Below are 17,409 nucleotides of genomic sequence, written 5' to 3' on the forward strand. Positions count from 1 at the left end.
ACGGCAGCCGCTTCTCGGCGAGCCGCGTCGAGCCGCGCATGTCCACAAACATGCTGACGAGATAGCGTTCCTGGCCGATCCGCGCCGGGTTCGTGGCGTGCGCATTGGCCGACATCGTGTGCGGCAGGAACAGCTGGAAGAAGGTCAAGTCGGCGGTCGGCCGCAACTGGCAGGCCAGCCGGATCGAGGGATCCTCGCTGCCGACCCGGTGCAGCACGAAGGCCTCGCGCGGCGAGGGCTCGGGCAGCGCGGCGTGGTCGCCGACGATGCGGATGCGGCAGGNNNCAGGTCGAGCAGCGGGCGCGGCCGCCGCAGACACTCGCATGCGGCACATTGTTGCGCAGGCTGGCCTCCAGCACGCTCCAGCCCTTCGGCACCCGCACCGTGCGGCCGTTGCCATAGGACAGCGCGACCATGCCGCCGCGGCGTTCCAGCAGGGCGCGCGCGCCGCGTGCGATCACGACAAGGCCGAGCAGGCCGAGATAGCCGATCGTCAGGCCGTTCGTGATGGTGTCGAGCATCTCGCCCTCAGCCGGTGTCCCGAGATGCCGGATCGACAGCTCCCGCTGCCGCCAGGCAGGATCGTTCGCGTCGGCCATCGTGGCGCGGCCACCCTGGTAGATGCCGAGCATCGCCAGTGTCGGGATCAGAACGGCGGCGGCGAGCAGGAACGGTGCCGCGCGTTTGAAGAACGGTTGTAGCCGCAGCCAGAAATAAAGGCCGATGCAGCCATGCATCCAGGCGACGATCAGCACTGCGAGCATTGTCCACAGCCGGTCCGGCGAACCGACGAAGAATGTGTACAATTCCTGCGGATAGAGCTTCTCCTGCCCGAAAAGGGTTTGGCCGAGCCGTACACCGACGATGTGGCTGACGATCAGCATCGGGATGCTCAGGCCCAGCACGAGTTGCAGCGGCTCGACCGCCTTCCATCGGAACTCGCGGCGTTGGTACAGCGCCCAGATGCCGAGCGAGCCATGCACCAGGCAGGCTCCGTAGAACACGATCGCCACCGGCAGGAACTGCCAGAACTCGGTGTGGTAATGGACGCCGACCGCCAGCGCGTGCATCGAGATATTGCCGAGCGCGTGGTTGAGGAAATGGCTGAGCAAGTAGGCGAACATGATCGCGCCGCTGACCAGGCGGACCTGCCGCAGGCCGACACCGCGGACCATCTCCTGCAAATGTTCACGCGAAGGGGGTGGCATGTGAGTCATGATTGGCAAGTCTAGTGTTTAATTCCCGCGGTGAACACCACTACGGGCCGGCGCGAGGGGTGATAACGGGCGCCGTAACACGTTGACACCCTTGCAAGAGTCGAACAAAAAGCGCGCCGTGACGATAGCCTCCGCCGATAACATCAACGTTAAGCCGGTCCGGTCGCGCGCGCCCCGGTGGCGCGGCGTCATCGCTGTCATGGTCGCCATGACCGCGATGCGGCTGGTCTATGCCTCTGTGCTCGATCTGCGCACCGACGAGGCCTATTACTGGACCTGGTCGAAGGAACATGTGCTGTCGTTCCTCGATCATCCCCCGATGATCGCCTGGTTCATCCGCTTCGGCACCGCGATCTTCGGCGACACCAATCTCGGCGCCCGCTTCAGCGGCATCGTGGCGATGCTGGTGATGCAGCTCCTGCTTGCCGACATCGTCCGCCGCGTCACCGCCAACAATGTCCGCGCGGTCATCCTGGCGCTGCTGCTGCCGGAGGCTGCGCTCTATTACGGACTGCTGATGGCCAAGGTCGCGCCCGACACCGCGATGATCCCGTTCGCGGTGGCGATGCTGTGGTCGCTGGTGCGGCTCGCGCAAAGCAATGACGGGCGCTGGTGGCTCGCCACGGGGTTGTTCGCCGGGCTGGCGCTGCTGTCGAAATTCACCACGGTGATGCTTGCTCCGGCGGTGCTCGCCTTCGCACTGGTGCCGGACTGGCGGTGGCGCTGGTTGCGCAGCCCATATCCATATCTCGCCGCGGTGATCGCGATCGCGGTGTTCTCGCCGGTGCTGATCTGGAATGCCGAGCATGACTGGGCGTCGTTCCGCTTCCAGGCGGTGCGGGCGACGACGGAGGGCGCATTCTCGCTTCGCACCTTGGGCGAGTTTGTCGGCATGCAGTTCGGTCTCGTCGGCTTCGTCCTGTTGCCGGTCACACTGTTCGGCACGGCGCTGACGGCATGGCGCGGCTATCGCAAGCGCGAGCCTATCGGGATCCTGCTGTCGATGGCGGTGCTGGTGCCGTTTGCGTACTTCCTCTGGAAGTCGCTGACGCTGCGGGTCGGCGACACCTGGCCGATGTTCCTGTGGCCGGCCGGCTTTGCGGCCGTTGCCATCAATGTCACGCGGATGCCGTTCGAGGGCTGGTCGGTTTGGCTCGTCAAGTCGACCGCGTTCTGGGCGCGGACCGCGGTCACGTCAGGCATCGCCTTCGTCGTCTGCGTGTTCCTGTATTACATGGTGGTGCCCTGGAATCTGACCGGCCATACCGATCCGATCGGCACCGAGGCCGGCTATGAATTGGTGGCGGCGCGCACCGAGGCGCAGCTCAAGGCGACCGGCGCGACCTGGGTCGCGACCACGGATTACCGCACCTATGCGATGCTGCGCTGGTTCCTGCGCGGACGGGTGCCGGTGGTCGAGATCAACGAGCGCGGCCGCTACCAGGGCTTTGCCGATCCCGGCATGACCATGATCAGGGATCATGTCGGCATCTATGTCGGACGCGAGCCCGAGAACAATCTGCCGCTGTGGAACGAGACCACTGCCGTGCGGCAGCCGCTCGAGCGCGTGGTGCGGAGCTGGCGCGGCACCGTGATGGACACCTATTCGCTGGAAAAGATCAGCGGCTGGACCCCCGATCTGTCGCCGCCGCCGGACACCACCTTCTTCCGCTGGCGCGTGCTGGTGATGCTTCTTCCTTCTCCCGTTGTGGGAGAAGGTGGCAGCCGAAAGCCGCCGGGCTTCCATTCAAGGCCGGCGTAGAAGGCCGGCTCAGTTGGCGGAGCCACGAAAGCGGTATGGCCGGCCAGTTCATTGGCCGCTCCGTGGCGAAGCGGCCCGAAATTCGTTGAGCAGGGCTCTCGCGTTGACCAAGTCTGCCGCGTCGTACCCTCCGTCAAAGAACCGATAGATGTTCAGCAGGCGGTCGTGCGCCTCGGCATGCCTACCCTGGTTGCACAAGACACGAGCGAGGCTCGTTGTCGCGCGGAGTTCAAACGATCGTGATCCCTGGGCGCGGGCGACAGTGATCGCCTGCTCGTAGCCGGCGATCGCGGCGGCACTCGTTTGGCGGCGGATCAGGAGATCAGCGAGCAGGCGGTGGATTTCTGGTTCAGCCCATCGCTCGCCGGTTTCGCTTGCAGTTCGAAGCGCTTCCTCGAAGATGCGATGGGCGAGGTCCGGCTTGTCGTCGGCAGCATGGGCTTCGGCGAGGAATGCCAGGCAAATCGGGCGGTATATCCGTGAGCCGGTTTGCGCCCAAAGCTGCAGCCCTTCCTGCAGCAGCCCGACCGCGTTTCCCGCTCGGCCCGCGCGCACAGCATGCCAGCCGCACAAGAAATGACCGAGTGCCTGCCAATAGGGAAGCTGCCGATCATTGGCGAGCTTCGTTAGCTGAGCTCCGATGCCTGCCACCTTGTCCATATTGAGCAGCAACACATAGGTCATGCCGGCATGCCATAGAGCATAGAGCCGCGACTGATCATCGTGCTCTAACGCGTAACCTCGTTCCAGCTCGCTTTCGGCAGCCTTCTCCGCATCCGCCGGCTGCCCGCACAGCCACAGCGCCCACGCTCGATACGAGTACATCGTCACGCCCACATCATGGCCGAAGCGGGCCCGCAGGCTGCGCCCGACCGGCGAGGCCGCGCCATGTTCGTCGGGATCGTAGCGCACAAGCGCCTGATGCAGTGCTTCACTCGCGTCTGTGATGTACCCGTTGATCAGACGCGACGTCCCGACCAGGCGGTACCCGACGATGATCGGGCCCGCTTCATCTTCGCGCTCGGCAAGGGCAAGGAATTCGTTGGCTTGATCCAGCATCGCAGTGGGTTGACCACTGAGGTAATGATATGCCCACAGCCCATAGAGCGCCGCGAAACGCATCCCTGCATCGCCCACGCGTTTCGCGGCCTCAAGCGCTATGGCATAGGCTTCGCCCACCTGCCTGTTCCCATAGCCCTTCTGTTCTTGCAACGTTCGGGCTAACGCAGTTTGCAGCTTCAGCTCGCCGCGCCGTCGAATGTCATCGTCAGGCAATGCGGAAATCAGCTGCAAGGCTTGGGTAATGTGCTCGTGCGCCTCCTTCAGGGCTGAATGCGACAGTGCTCGGTCTCCGGCGGCTGACAAATGACCGATCGCCTTCGCCACATCGCCTGCCTCCTGGTAATGGTGCGCAATCAGCTCGGGCTGGCTCTCGGAAATTTCCGGGAAGTCACTTTCGAGAGTTTCGGCAATTCTGGCATGGAGCAGGCGCCTCGGCTCGCGCAGCAACGTGCTGTAGGCCGCATCCCTTACCAGTACGTGCTTGAACGAGTAGCTCGCGTATGGCGCGCTACCCCGCTGGAGCAGCAAACCGGCAGAAACTAGACGATTGATTGCCGCTTGCAGCTCCGCCTCCGGCTTGCGCACGACTGCAGCCAACAGAGGATGGGAGAACTCGCGTCCGATCGCCGCTCCGATTTGCGCCAGCTCCTTACCGGGGCCGAGCCGGTCGAGCCGCGCCATCAACGATGCGTGCAAGCTTGCGGGGACCGCCAGTGCCGGCGAAGGAGCCAAGGCGACGGTCCGCTGCGCTTCGCTTTCGCTCTCTGCCTCAAGCACCGCCTTCGTCATCTCCTCCACGAACAGGGGGATTCCGTCCGTGCGCTCGATGATATCCTGCCGTATGTTCGCCTGCAGCGGCTTGTTTCCGACGATGTGGTCGATGATAGCATCGACTTCGCGGGGCACCAGGCGATTGAGGCTAAGGAAGGTCACATGTCGCCTTTCTGTCCAGCCCGGCTTGAATTCCGGCCGGCAAGTTACGATCAGCAATACACTTAGCGTCCGAACCCGGTCGATCATCCGATCCAGCAGCTCGAGACTGGTCGGGTCCGACCAATGCGCATCCTCGAAGACCATCAGTACCGGATGGGAGCGCACCAGGGCCTCGACTTGCAGAGCAAGCGCTTGCAGCGTTCTTTGCCGCCGCTGCTGTGGAGTGAGTTCGACCGTGGCATAGCGTCGGTCGTTGGGCAGCGAAAGCATCTCAGCAAAGAGCGCAGCGTCTTGCGCAGATGTCGCGGTCTGTTTGAGCAACGCATCCAGTTTGTCAAGTTTCACTCGCGAGGTATCCTCACGCGCCAGTCCGGCAGCACGTTCGATTTGGCCGATGAACGGGTAAAGCGCGCTGTCAGTGTGTTGCGGGGAGCAGAAATAGCGTAGGCGTATGTGCGGCTCGCCAGCAAGACGTCCTGCGAACACGCCAGCAAGCCGTGATTTCCCAATGCCGGCCTCGCCGGAGAGCAGCACCACCTGGCCTTCTCCGTCCGTTGCCCTGAAGAAGCACTGCCGCAGCAATTCGACTTCCTCTTCGCGCCCGACGAGGGCGGTCAAGCTGGTCGCGTGAAGTGCCTCGAAGCGGCTTGCGACGGCACTCGCCCGGAGCACCGCCCACGCCCGGACCGGCCCGGCAATGCCCTTGAGACTCCTCATCCCAAGGTCATCAAGCTGGAAAAAGCTGCCGAGAAGCCTTCGCGTGCTCTCGGCGACGACGACCATATTCGGTTCGGCGATGCCTTGCAGGCGCGCCGCAAGATTCGGCGTCTCGCCCACCATGCCGCGCTCCTCGGACTCACCCGACGGGATCAGGTGCCCTACAACGACCACTCCGGTTGCGATTCCGACCCGGACCTGCTGAGGGGCACGCGTCTTGAGCCGAGCAACCGTTGTAATCAGCTCAAGTCCCGCCCGTACCGCTCGCTCGGCGTCGTCCTCATGGGCACGGGGATAGCCAAAATATACGAGGACACCATCGCCAACATATCGCGCGACGAATCCGCCGAAGCGTCGCGCCGCCTCGGCGACGCAATTCTGATAAGCAGAAATTATTTCCCGCAAGTCCTCCGGGTCCATGCCGGTCGAAAGCGCGGTCGAACCAACTAGGTCCGCGAACATCACGGTGACTTGACGCCGCTCGGCTTCGTCCCGTGGGCCCGATTCTGATCCAGGCGCACGCTTGGGCGTGGACGCGGCTCCGGCAAGCTTGGCAATCGCCCGGAGCAGTCTCCGGCGATCTCCAAGACGGACGACGCCAAGCTCCTCCTTGAGATCCTTGTCCGTGAGGTCTCGAAGGATCGAAAAGTCAATCCGGTGCTCGACAAAGCGGTCCCCATACTCGGATAGTCCGAGCGAAGCCAACCACTCTCTGATCGACGGCATTGGCTACGCGTCCCATCGCGGGAGGTCGCCTGGGTGGGCGCTTTGCTCTCGGAGATCGGGACTTGCGGACGTACCGTCGAACGCCGAATCGATCAGCTTGCGAACACAATGCGAGAACCCTGTCGCGACATCGCGGCTGCCGGTCATGTTGACGTTCCCCTCCGGCGCAGACGACGGCCAACTCTTTCTAGAGTGCGGGCGCTGCGGACAGGTTAGCCGAGCGTCCCGTACGGTTCCGGCGCCTTGACCCAAATCAACAGGACGCAGGCGGCGCCGAGGAAGCCTAGCGATTTCCCGGACGCACTTGGGAGAAAATCTTTGTGATTGCGAGCCAATGATTTTGTCTCTTTGCGCCGTAGGCAAGATGTTGGACGGTTGCGAAGCATGCGCCCTGCCAAGCCCAGGGGTTTCCGTACGATACCGAGCGCCGCCGGAGGGATCGCTCGTCTGGCATGCGCTCAATTGCACAAGTTACGCAAAGACGTGAGGCCCGTTTTGTCCGGGGCCGGACTGACCGCCCAGGAGATGGATGACCCGACCACTCGTCTCGAAGTACATAGCCAGATCAAGATTCTGGAACTGGCCGCCGAAGAGCTTGGGGATGAATTTCTCGGATTTCACTTGGCTCTCGGCTTCGACTTGCGCGAAATTGGTCTTGTCTACTATGTGATTGCATCCTCGGCGCAACTTGCGGACGCCCTTCGCAACTGCGAGCGCTACAGCAAGATCAATAATGAAGGGGTTCGCCTGCATTTTTGCTTGGATCGAACAGCGACGATTACTCTTAACTACATAAACGTGGACCGATGGTCAGACCGGCATCACCTTGAGTTCTGGCTGGTTACGCTGGTGCGCATCTGCAGACAGGTGACAGACAACCAGCTAGCGCCGCGGAGATTGAGAGTCAGGCATTTTCGTGCTGACCCTCCGGCCGAGTTCAGGACCTTTTTTGGGACTGAAGTTGAATTTGGCGCCGATGCTGACGAGATCATCTTTTCGCAATCAGCGGCCTCGCTTCCAATTGTGGGACGCGATCCCTATCTGAACAAGTTACTGCGACGATACGCGGAAGAAGCGCTTGCTTCCCGGCCAAGAGATCGCGCCACAATCCGTTCGAACGTGGAGAGAATTGTACCGCAGCTCCTTCCACACGGAAGGGCCAAGGCACCGGAAGTCGCGCGCGAGCTTCGGATGAGTCCTCGAACGCTATCCCGGAAACTCGGCGATGAGGGTGTTACCTTCGCGAAAATTCTGGACGAATTGCGGGCCGCTCTCGCCAAACGGTATCTCAGCGACGGCGAGTTGCCGGTTTCAGAAATAGCGTGGCTGCTGGGCTATCGGGAGGTTAGCTCATTGACCCATGCATTCGGGCGGTGGACTGGAATGACCCCGCGGCAATTCCGATCGGTCGAGCGGCGTCGCGCTGAAAGGAGAGGCGGCCGGCCGGTTTGAACCGAGCAAATCGATCCTGACGGTGCACCGTACTGTCGATCGGCGCGCCGGCCGAGGATGAGCTCAGTAGACGGGAGCGCTGCTCGTGTTTGGTCCTGAAGGGCGCGAGGCCTATTCCTCTTCCTCCCGCTTGCGCAGGAGGTCTTTCGCGAGGTCGGCGAGCGCCGGGCGCGGCAGCGCGTTGAACGGAAGCGGGCGGGTGACGTCGATCGCGGCGAGGCCGAGCCGTGCGGTCAACAGGCCGTTGAGCACGCCTTCGCCGAGCCGCTGCGAGAGTTTCGCGGCGATGCCGTGGCCGAGCATCTGCTGGATCAGGCTGTCGCTCGCCGCCATGCCGCCGGTGATCGCCAGATGCGCGATCACCCGACGCATCAGGCTGATCATGCCGAGCGTGCCGGGCCGGCCGCCATAGAGCCGCGCCAGTTGCCGGATCAACCGCAACGCGGACACGAACACGAACAGCACGTCGATCGCCGCGCGCGGGCTGACCGCGGTGACGACCGAGACGCGTTGCGCCGCCGCCGAGACCAGCCGCCGTGCCTCCTCGTCGAGCGGCGCCATCAATTCGCGCTCGGCGAGGCGGATCATGTCGGCGCCGTCGATGATGTCGTCGGTGTGGCTCTGCAACGTGCTGCGGGCGCGCGCGAGTTGCGGGGTCTGGTGCGCAAGCTTGAGCAGATCGGCGACGATCGTCCGGCTCGCGGCGCGGTCGTCGCTGGCGAGGACCTCGGCAGCGCGAAGATGCAGCTTCTCGATGGTCGCAAGCCGTGCCAGCCCGATCGCCTCGCGCGCGGTGACGACCACCAGCGAGACCGCCGCGATGATCGCGAAGGCGAGCCCGAGGAAACCGAGGCCTTCATTGCGCGCGAACAGATCCTGGATCAGGTTCATGACGCCGAGCCCGGTGCCGAGCAGCACGAGGCCTGCGATCCCGCCCCAGAACAGCGCGCCCCAGCGGAAGCCGCGGCGCACGGGCAGCAGCGGCGTATCGACCGTCACGGGCAGTTGCGCCGGCTCGGCCTCGGGCACGATCTGGATCGTGCCGCGAGCGAAGCGGCCGCTGTCTTCCGGATCCATCACGACCACGCCGGGATCGTCGAGCTTGAACGTCGCCGGCCGCCGGAAAGGCGTCTTCTCGTTCATTGCAGTTTGTCTCCGATCAGGAACTGGAGGGCGCGGTCAAGGCGGATGTGAGGCAGCGTGGGCTCGCCATCGCCATTTCGTTCCAGCTTCGGCGGGCGGAAGCGCAAAAAGCGGTAGTCGGCGTCCCCGGCGCCGGCGCTGGAGAGGCCGCGGAATTTGCCCCGGAACAGCGCTTCGGGATTATCGGGCAGATCGCCGGGAAAGGTCGCGACCTCGGTCTCGCCGTCCAGCGTCTCGCCATTGGCGACCTCGCCCGGCGCCGGCGTGCCGAGGATCGAGGGCAGGGTGTCGCGGCCGCGCTGCAGCTGCGCCTCGCGGGTGGCGCGCACCGCGGCGAGCGCCACGACGTCGATTTCGGCGCCGGCATATTCGGCGCGCTCGGCGGCCTTGGCCACGATCCGCCGCAGCACCGCCTCCAGCCGGTCGTGGCTCTGGTGGTGCAGGTGGTCGGCCTTGGTGGCCGCGAACAGGATGCGGTCGATTCGCGGCCGGAACAGCGCGCTCAGGATCGTGCTGCGGCCGATCCGGAAGCAGTCGAGGATGCCGGCGAGCGCCGCCTCGAGGTCGTGCAGCGCCTCCGGCCCGGCATTGAATGCGGCGAGCGCATCGGCCAGCACGATCTGGCGATCGAGCCGTGCGAAATGATCGCGGAAGAACGGGCGGACGACGACGTGCTTGTAGGCCTCGTAGCGCCGCCGCATCATCGCCCACAGCGATCCGTCCGGCGCGCTGGCATCTGTGGGGACGTCGAGCGGCGCAAAGGTCAGCGCCGGCGTATCGGCGAGATTGCCGGGCATCAGGAAGCGGCCGGGCGGCAAGAGGCTCATCGCGAAGCGTTCGTCGCGGCAGGCGCGCAGATAGTCGGTGAACAGCTTGGCCTCGACGAGCGCGGCCTGCTCGTCCTCCTTGCCTTCTGGTTTGAGCGTTGCAAGATGCACGTGCCATGGCGCGGCGAGGGCGGCGCGCAGCGGCTCGCGCGACAGCGCAAGGCTTTCCGCCGACCATTGCTCGTAGCTCTTGCTCAGCAGCGGCAGGTCGAGCAGCCATTCGCCGGGATAGTCGACGATATCGAGGGTGAGGGTGCGATCCGCGCCATTTTGTCGCTGATAGTCGATCACGAGACGGAGCTCGGAGATGTCGATGGTCGAATTCGGCCAGCGCCGTTCCTCGATCAGGGTGCGGACATGGTTCTCATAAGCGAAGCGCGGCACCGCGTCATCAGGTTGCGGTGAAAGGTGCGCGCGGGCGACGCGCCCTGAGCCATAGGCCTCGAACACCGGGAAGCGGCCGCCCCGCGTCAGCCCGTGCACCAGCGCGGTGATGAACACGGTCTTGCCGGCGCGCGACAGGCCGGTGACGCCGAGCCGCACCGTCGGGTTGAACAAGCCCTCGCCATAGTCGAGCAGCGCCCGCGCCGAGAGACGCGCTTCCTCGACGATGTCGGAAAAACTTCGGGCCATGGAGGTCTGGAGAAACCCGGCGGGAGGGGCCAAATGAGGCGGGCGGTCATCCGCAAGGTGGCGATTATCCGGCCAAAATCAAGCTTCACATTTCCGGCGCCTTTGAAGGCGAGGGGTTTGAACGCGCTGCCATCCCGGCGATACCCATGTTTAATCGGACAGAGAAAAGCGTCCCGGCATGACCATCTTCCGCCTGAAGCAACTCGCATCGACCTCGATCCACGCGGCCGGCGCCGCGCTATGGAACTACGACCGTGCCGAGCTGATCGCCGACGGTGTCGTTCATCTTGTCGGCGTCTGTTTCGGGCTGGTCGCCGCCACCGCGCTGATCGTGCTGACCTCGGTCTATGCCAGCGGGTTCGATGTTGCCGTGGTGTCGATCTATGTCGCGGGCCTGCTGGCGATGCTGGTGCTGTCGGCGACCTACAATCTGTGGCCGGTGTCGCGCGCCAAATGGGTGCTGCGGCGCTTCGATCACTCGGCGATCTATCTGTTGATCGCGGCGACCTACACGCCGTTCATCGTGGAATTGAAGGACAGCTATTTCGCGATCGCGCTGCTCGTCGGGGTCTGGTGCGTGGCGATCGTCGGCATCTGGCTGAAGCTCGCTTATCCAGGCCGTTTCGACCGGCTCTCGGTCGGGCTCTATCTTGCGATGGGCTGGAGCGGCATCATGCTCCGCGACGACGTGGTGAAGGTGTTGCCGAGCAAGGCGCTCGGCTTCGTGCTCGCCGGCGGCATTCTGTACAGCCTCGGCGTGATCTTCCACACTTGGCGGCGCTTGCGCTTCCAGAACGCGATCTGGCACAGTTTCGTGCTGCTCGGCGCCGCCTGCCATTATACTGCGGTGTTCGACGTGGTGCTGGCGAGCTGAGGGACAACGGCGGCCTCGGGACCCATAAGTGCGCCAGGCGCAAAATCGCGCCCGCTCTCTTCGAAAAGATCATGCATCGGCAAAAGATGGGTTATCATGACCCTTCTTCGTTCGAGCATGTTCTTTCGGAAAACTGTCTTCCACTTTTCCGGATCGTGCTCTGGGATCAAGATATCGGGAGGATGGCCATGCAGGTGGCTGGTAAAAACGTGGTGGTCACCGGCGGTGGCAACGGCATTGGCAAAGCGCTGTGCGAGGGGTTCCATGCCGCTGGCGCCTCCAAGGTGGTGGTGGTCGATCTCGATCATGCGGCGGCCGAGAAGGTTGCGGCGTCGGTCGGCGGCGCGGCGTTCAAATGCGATGTTGGTCAGGAGAAGAACATCCTGCATGTGATCGAGGAAACCGAGCGCATGTTCGGCCCGATCGCGCTGTTCTGTTCCAATGCCGGCATCGGCGGTGGCTTCGATCCGCTGTCGGTGAATGCCGGCGGCACCTCGGACGAGCCGTGGTCGCGGAGCTGGGCGATCCATGTGATGGCGCATGTCTATGCCGCGCGGCACCTGGTGCCGCGGATGAAGGCGCGCGGCGGCGGCTACTTCCTCAACACGATCTCGGCCGCGGGCCTGCTGTCGCAGGTCGGCAGCCCAGCCTATTCGACCACCAAGCATGCGGCGGTGGGCTTTGCGGAGAATCTCGCGATCTCGCACCGCGCCGACAACATCAAGGTCTCGATCCTCTGTCCTCAGGGCGTCGACACCAACATGCTGCGCTCGATCCCAAAGGGCCCGCAATCGGGCGACGGCGATCTTGCGCCGGAGCAGGTCGCACGGGATGTCCTGAAAGGTCTCGAGCAGGAGACGTTCCTGATCCTGCCGCATCCGCAGGTGCTCGGCTACATGCGCAAGAAGACCGAGAACTACGACCGCTGGATCGGCGGCATGGCCAAGATCCAGGCCAAGATGCGCGAGACCTACGGGAAGTGACGACGGGTGTGCGGGCACGCAAGCTTGTCACCTGCGTAAGGTGAGTACGCAGGTCAGGCTCCCTCCCCCCTTGTGGGGGAGGGTAGGGGAGAGGGGTAAGTCCCGGGCGAGATGATCTCCGTAGGTCTCGCTCTCACAATTTCAATCGCGTGTCGTTCAAGCGCACATTGAGAGAGCACGTCGTGTGGCACCCCTCTCCCTAACCCTCCCCCACAAGGGGGGAGGGAACCCTTCCGCCGGTGCGTCCCTTACGCGTGGGTGGAGGTAGGGATTGCTCCACTTCTATACGTCGGTTCTCACGGCATCTGCCGTCACTTGATCAGCGCAATCGCCTCGCGAAACCGCGGATGCTCCGCGGTTTCCAGCCATTCGAACACCACCATCTCGGTGGTGACGATCTCCGCGCCATGCCGTTCCATGCGACGGATCGCGGTTTCCTTGTCTTCGGTGCGGCGCGAGCCGAGTGCGTCGCGTGCCACGTAGACCTTGCGCCTGGCATTGAGCAGACCCAGCACGGTCTGCTGCACGCAGACATGCGCCTCGCAGCCCGCGACGACGACATGCCTGTCGGCGGGGACTGTCTCCAGGAATTCAGGCGCACGGGCGGCATCGAACGTCATCTTGTGGATCAGGCGGGCTTTGTCCGTCGGCAGCTCGGCGACGGTCGCGCCAAGACCCTTGGCGTTCTGTTCGGTGAAGATCGTGGGAATGCCAACGAGGTCGGCCATGTCGATCAATCGCCTCGCGTTCTTCACCGCCGCGGCACCCTGATCGATCGCCGGCATCAGGCGGGACTGGAAATCCACGATCAGCAGCAGCGATATCAGCGGATCGATCGTCAGCATGGTGTCACTCCTTGACGAGTTGCGCGATCTTGTCGCGGAGATAGGCGTCCATCAGATCGGGCGCTGAGGCGCCGAACATCCTGATGCGGCCGGTGTGCAGCAACAGCAGCAGGCCGGTCGCGTGCGCGAAGCAGTCCACCATCACGGTGTTGGCCTTCTGCCGCGATGCGCCGAGCGCTTCGGCCGCTTCGGCGATCGGGTGCAGGGCAGCCTCCAGCGCGGCATTCAGCTCCCGGTCGCGATCGTGGCCGAGTCCGGCCGGCTTCATGCCGCCGCGGAACAAATAGAAGCCGAGGTCGAGGTCGCGCGGATTGTCGGCATAATAGCGGAAGAAGGCCATGCCGGCGGAGTGCAGCCGTTGCCTGGCGGCGCGCGTCGTTGCGACGGCGGCGCTGACGGCTTCGCCCAGGGAGGCCAGCGATTGGCGCAGCACCTCGGCATAGATCGCTTCCTTGGAATCGAAGTGGAAGTAGAGTGCGGCCGGCGTGTAGCCGGCGCGCGTCGCGATCGCCCGCAGGCTCGCGCCTTCGAGGCCCTCTTCGGCGAAGACACTGCGCGCCGCGTCGAGGATCAGTTCCCGCTTGTGGCGGCTTACCGCTTTCTTCCTGCTCTCGCGCGTCTGCATCGCCAGGCGATTCCATCCTTGACTCTATTCCAACAGCGTTAGATAATTTAACATCGTTCAAAAAAATGAGCAAGGCAGAAGTGCGATGCTGATGACGGCCGCCGACTACCGGGAATCCCTGCGCCGCTACAAGCCGCGTGTGTTCGTGAACGGCAGTGCCGTTGAAAGCGTCGCGGACGAGCCGTTGCTGGCGCCCGGCATCGCGGGCGTCGGCGTGACCTACGATTTCGCTCACCGCGCCGAGCATGCGCCGATCATGACGGCACGGCAGGGCACCTCGGGCAAGACGGTCAACCGCATGCTCCATATCAACGAGAGCTCGCAGGATCTGCTGTACAAGCTCGAGGCGGTGCGGCTGGTCTGCAGGACTTCGGGCTGCGCGCAGCGCTATCTCACCCATGATGCGCTGAACGGTCTCTATCAGGCGACCCGGCTGACCGACGATCGTCACGGCACCGATTACAGCCAGCGCTTCCTCAACTATCTGCACGAGGTCCAGGACAACGACCTGACGCTCGGCGTCGCCATGACGGATGCCAAGGGCGACCGCTCGAAGCGCCCCGGCCTGCAGGCCAATCCCGACGTCTATGTCCACATCAAAGAACGCCGCCCCGACGGCATCGTCATCCGCGGCACCAAGGCGATCGTGACGGGCGCGCCCTACATGCACGAATTCCTGGTGATGCCGTGCCGGACCCATGTGCCTGATGACAAGGATTTTGCAGTCTGTTGTGCCGTGCCGATCGACGCGCCCGGCGTCACGATCATCGCGCGCCCGGCCGGCCGTCCCGGGGATGCGTCGGCGAAATTCTCCGCGAAGTACGGCCAGTCCGTCGGCGTCGTCGTCTTCGACGACGTGTTCGTGCCGCATGACCGCGTCTTCCTCGCCGGCGAGACCGAGGAGGGCGGCTTCCTGACCACGTCCTACGCCACGCATCACCGTCATTCCTGCATTGGCGCGCGCGCCGGCTTCGGCGATCTCTTGATCGGCGCGGGCGCACTGATGATCGAGGCCAACGGCCTCGATGCGGAGCGGCATGCGCATATCCGCGAGGCGATGGTCGAGCTGATCACCATCACGGAAAGCTTCTACGCCTGCGGCGTCGCGTCCTCGGTCTACTGCACCAAGGACCCGGCCGGCTCCGTGATGCCGGATGCGGTGTTCTCGAACATCGGCAAGCTGCTGCTGGCGACCAAGATCTACGACATGCACCGCGTGGCGCATTACGTCTCCGGCGGGCTGATCGTCGCGCTGCCGGGGCCGGACGAGGACCACAATCCGGAGACCCGCGCCTCGCTTGCCGCTGTCATGGGCGGACGTCCGGATATCCCGGCCGAGCAGCGCGCCGAGGTGGCACGGCTGATCGAGGACCTCACGGTGTCTCATGAAGCGGGTTGGTATTCGGTGATCTCACTGCACGGCGGCGGCTCGCCGGAAGCGATGAAGCGGGAGATCTGGCGCAACTACCCGGTGATGGAGAAGGCCGAGCTGGTCGAGAACCTGCTTGGCCGCGGCCTCGTCGACGAGGGACGCCGGGTGTCAAAACAACCGGGACGCTGCTGCGCCACCGGCTGCGAGGTGCCGGAGCCATTCGTGCCGGTGTTGGAGCCGTAGCCTGTGCTCGGCGATCCCGTGATCTCGCATTGAGGGCCGTGTAGCTATCCGGCCGTCATTGCGAGGAGCGACAGCGACGAAGCAATCCATATCTCCGCTTGCCGGAAGATGGATTGCTTCGCTTCGCTCGCAATGACGCGTGACGAGGTCTCGACCTCACGTCTTCTGCGCGTAGAGTAGCGGCACCGCGGAATCCACCATCACCTCGATCAGGCTTGTGCCCTGATGCGTCAGCCCGCGTTTGTAGGCGCCGGCGAGCTCGGCGGACTTCGTCACCCGCACCGCGTCGCAGCCCATGCCCTCGGCAAGCTTGACGAAATCGATGCCGGGCAATTCCAGGCCTGGCACGTTGCGCACCTGCATTACCTGGCTGAACGAGCGCATCGCGCCGTAGCCGGAATTGTTCATCACCACGACGGTCAACGGCAGCTTGCGCTGCGCCGCCGTCCACAGCGCCTGGATCGAATACATCGCCGAGCCGTCGCCGATCAGGCAGACCGTGCGGCCCTCGCGGCGGCCCAGCGCCATGCCGACCGCGGCGGGCAGGCTGTAGCCGAGGCCACCGCTCGACATGGTGTAAAAGCTGTCCTGGCCGCGCATCGGCATCACCTTCTGCATCAGCGGACGGTGCGACGGCACTTCCTCGACCAGCGCATCCTGCGGCCCCATCGCAGCCGCCAGCGCATGCAGCGCATATTCGGCAGGGATCGGGTCGCTGCCCGCAGGCGCCGGCGGCAGGATGCGCCCGGCGTGCGCGGTGCGCTGGGCCTCTGGCAGCATGTCGAGCAGCGCCGACAGCGCCGGCTTCATGGTGGCGATGATGCTGCGCCCTGCCGGCGTCATCGCGGCAGTGTCGGGATCGTCGGTGATCTGGAAGATCGTGGTCGATCCGTCGAAGATTGCGGCATGGCCCTCGACATGGAAGGTGAACACCGGGGCGCCGATCACGACCACGAGATCATGCTCGCGCAGTGCATCCGAGAGCTGGCCGGGCGAGGCGTGCAGGAAGCCGGCGAATTGCGGATGGCGCTCGGGGAACGAGCAGCGCGCCGAGAACGGGCTGACCCAGACCGCGGCCTTGACCTTCTCGGCGACCTTCACCATCAGCTCGACGGCCTCGGCGCGATCGACGGCGGGGCCGACCACGAGGGCAGGGCGCTTGGCGTCGCCGAGTGCGGTCACAAGGGCTTTCATTGAAGCGGGATCGGGTCCGATCTCGCGGCTGACCTGGCGCGCCTCGAGCGGCTGCGTCGCATGGGTCCAGTCGTCGATCGGCACCGAGACGAAGGTCGGCCCGCACGGCGGCTGCATCGCGACGTAGTAGGCGCGGGCGATCGCCGCCGGCACATCCTCGGCGCGCGCCGGCTCGACCGCGAACTTCACATAGGGCCGCGGAAATTCGCTTGCGCGCTCGGCATAGAGGAAGGCCTGCAACGGCATGATCGAGCGCGCCTGCTGTCCGGCGGTGATCACGAGCGGCGTCTGGTTGCGGTAGGCGTTGTAGATATTGCCGAGCGCGTTGCCGACGCCGGCCGCCGAATGCAGATTGACGAAGCCGGCGTTGCGTGTCGCCAACGCATAACCATCGGCCATGCCGACCACGGAGGCCTCCTGCAGACCGAGCACATAATCGATGTCGTCGGGCCAGTCGCTCAGGAACGGTAGCTCGGTCGAGCCGGGATTGCCGAACACCTTCTTGATGCCCCAGGCGCGCAGGAGGTCAAAGGTGGCGTCCTTGACGGTGACGGCCTTGCCTTTCGTTGCGGCGGGCTTGCGGGATGACATCGGGTGGCTCCCATTTCTGTCTTGTTACGTTCCGTGATTGCAAGCGGCAAAAGCGGAAAGGCAATCCACCTGTCGATGGATTGCCTGACGATGTCAAGCTGCGGTCTGGAGGCGTTAAAGCCTGGACAAAGCGCCGGCGGCTATTCCGCGTCATCCTGAGGTGCGAGCGGAGCGAGCCTCGAAGGATGCTTGGCCCGAGTGGGGCCGTCG

General features: G+C 64.4%; 11 protein-coding genes and 2 pseudogenes. 5 read left to right on the top strand and 8 right to left on the bottom strand.

Annotated features, from left to right (window positions below):
- Together AS156_RS44850 and AS156_RS44855 are read right to left on the bottom strand one after the other, a co-directional pair.
- Positions 1–282: pseudogene (locus AS156_RS44850) on the bottom strand (adenylate/guanylate cyclase domain-containing protein); the annotation flags it as partial.
- 3 nt (positions 283–285) lie between these two features.
- Positions 286–1,208, bottom strand: a pseudogene (locus AS156_RS44855) (2Fe-2S iron-sulfur cluster-binding protein); the annotation flags it as partial.
- A gap of 208 nt (positions 1,209–1,416) precedes the next feature.
- Here AS156_RS44855 and AS156_RS23765 point away from each other — a divergent pair.
- Positions 1,417–2,979 (top strand): glycosyltransferase family 39 protein, encoded by a 1,563-nt coding sequence (locus tag AS156_RS23765; RefSeq protein WP_066509267.1) that lies wholly within the window; start codon positions 1,417–1,419, stop codon positions 2,977–2,979.
- Between the two features lie 48 nt (positions 2,980–3,027).
- Here the strand turns inward: AS156_RS23765 and AS156_RS23770 are convergent, their stop codons facing one another.
- A complete protein-coding gene (locus tag AS156_RS23770; protein ID WP_066509269.1) occupies positions 3,028–6,417 on the bottom strand; it encodes an AAA family ATPase in 3,390 nt (1,129 codons plus the stop codon).
- A 384-nt stretch (positions 6,418–6,801) separates the two neighbouring features.
- Here AS156_RS23770 and AS156_RS23775 point away from each other — a divergent pair, with 384 nt between their 5' ends.
- Positions 6,802–7,869, top strand: a complete 1,068-nt coding sequence (locus AS156_RS23775) for an AraC family transcriptional regulator (protein WP_082747695.1) — start codon at positions 6,802–6,804, stop codon at positions 7,867–7,869.
- Positions 7,870–7,980: 111 nt separating this feature from the next.
- On the opposite strand, the gene AS156_RS23780 is transcribed toward AS156_RS23775, so the two are convergent.
- Positions 7,981–9,012, bottom strand: coding sequence for a YcjF family protein (locus AS156_RS23780; RefSeq protein ID WP_066509270.1), 1,032 nt, complete (start codon positions 9,010–9,012; stop codon positions 7,981–7,983).
- Positions 9,009–10,472, bottom strand: coding sequence for a YcjX family GTP-binding protein (locus tag AS156_RS23785; RefSeq protein WP_066509273.1), 1,464 nt, complete (start codon positions 10,470–10,472; stop codon positions 9,009–9,011). Before AS156_RS23785 ends, AS156_RS23780 begins: the two co-directional genes overlap by 4 nt.
- A 178-nt stretch (positions 10,473–10,650) precedes the next feature.
- On the opposite strand from AS156_RS23785, the gene trhA reads away from it, so the two are divergent.
- Both trhA and AS156_RS23795 read left to right on the top strand, forming a co-directional pair.
- Positions 10,651–11,346 (top strand): PAQR family membrane homeostasis protein TrhA, encoded by a 696-nt coding sequence (trhA, locus tag AS156_RS23790; protein ID WP_066509274.1) that lies wholly within the window; start codon positions 10,651–10,653, stop codon positions 11,344–11,346.
- A 188-nt stretch (positions 11,347–11,534) separates the two neighbouring features.
- Positions 11,535–12,329 (top strand): SDR family oxidoreductase, encoded by a 795-nt coding sequence (locus AS156_RS23795; RefSeq protein WP_066509478.1) that lies wholly within the window; start codon positions 11,535–11,537, stop codon positions 12,327–12,329.
- 311 nt (positions 12,330–12,640) lie between these two features.
- On the opposite strand, the gene AS156_RS23800 is transcribed toward AS156_RS23795, so the two are convergent.
- Positions 12,641–13,174, bottom strand: a complete 534-nt coding sequence (locus AS156_RS23800; protein WP_066509275.1) for an isochorismatase family protein — start codon at positions 13,172–13,174, stop codon at positions 12,641–12,643.
- A 4-nt stretch (positions 13,175–13,178) separates the two neighbouring features.
- Positions 13,179–13,799, bottom strand: a complete 621-nt coding sequence (locus tag AS156_RS23805) for a TetR/AcrR family transcriptional regulator (RefSeq protein WP_066509276.1) — start codon at positions 13,797–13,799, stop codon at positions 13,179–13,181.
- Between the two features lie 85 nt (positions 13,800–13,884).
- Between AS156_RS23805 and AS156_RS23810 the strand changes: the two genes are divergently transcribed.
- Positions 13,885–15,414 carry a 4-hydroxyphenylacetate 3-hydroxylase family protein gene (locus AS156_RS23810; protein WP_066509277.1) on the top strand — a complete coding sequence of 510 codons (1,530 nt, stop codon included), beginning with the start codon at positions 13,885–13,887 and terminating at the stop codon, positions 15,412–15,414.
- 156 nt (positions 15,415–15,570) lie between these two features.
- Here the strand turns inward: AS156_RS23810 and mdlC are convergent, their stop codons facing one another.
- A complete protein-coding gene (gene mdlC / locus AS156_RS23815; protein ID WP_066509280.1) occupies positions 15,571–17,199 on the bottom strand; it encodes a benzoylformate decarboxylase in 1,629 nt (542 codons plus the stop codon).
- Between the last annotated feature and the right edge of the window lie 210 nt (positions 17,200–17,409).

Origin of the sequence: Bradyrhizobium macuxiense (assembly GCF_001542415.1) — a bacterium.
GTDB classification, from domain to species: Bacteria; Pseudomonadota; Alphaproteobacteria; order Rhizobiales; family Xanthobacteraceae; genus Bradyrhizobium; species Bradyrhizobium macuxiense.

Excerpts from the sequence above, each read along its gene's own strand:
- AS156_RS23805 (WP_066509276.1), bottom strand. The coding sequence starts at position 13,799 with ATGCAGACGCGCGAGAGCAGGAAGAAAGCGGTAAGCCGCCACAAGCGG.
- AS156_RS23800 (WP_066509275.1), bottom strand. The coding sequence starts at position 13,174 with ATGCTGACGATCGATCCGCTGATATCGCTGCTGCTGATCGTGGATTTC.
- mdlC (WP_066509280.1), bottom strand. The coding sequence starts at position 17,199 with ATGTCATCCCGCAAGCCCGCCGCAACGAAAGGCAAGGCCGTCACCGTC.
- AS156_RS23765 (WP_066509267.1), top strand. The coding sequence starts at position 1,417 with ATGGTCGCCATGACCGCGATGCGGCTGGTCTATGCCTCTGTGCTCGAT.
- trhA (WP_066509274.1), top strand. The coding sequence starts at position 10,651 with ATGACCATCTTCCGCCTGAAGCAACTCGCATCGACCTCGATCCACGCG.
- AS156_RS23780 (WP_066509270.1), bottom strand. The coding sequence starts at position 9,012 with ATGAACGAGAAGACGCCTTTCCGGCGGCCGGCGACGTTCAAGCTCGAC.
- AS156_RS23785 (WP_066509273.1), bottom strand. The coding sequence starts at position 10,472 with ATGGCCCGAAGTTTTTCCGACATCGTCGAGGAAGCGCGTCTCTCGGCG.
- AS156_RS23775 (WP_082747695.1), top strand. The coding sequence starts at position 6,802 with ATGCGCCCTGCCAAGCCCAGGGGTTTCCGTACGATACCGAGCGCCGCC.
- AS156_RS23770 (WP_066509269.1), bottom strand. The coding sequence starts at position 6,417 with ATGCCGTCGATCAGAGAGTGGTTGGCTTCGCTCGGACTATCCGAGTAT.
- AS156_RS23795 (WP_066509478.1), top strand. The coding sequence starts at position 11,535 with ATGCAGGTGGCTGGTAAAAACGTGGTGGTCACCGGCGGTGGCAACGGC.
- AS156_RS23810 (WP_066509277.1), top strand. The coding sequence starts at position 13,885 with ATGCTGATGACGGCCGCCGACTACCGGGAATCCCTGCGCCGCTACAAG.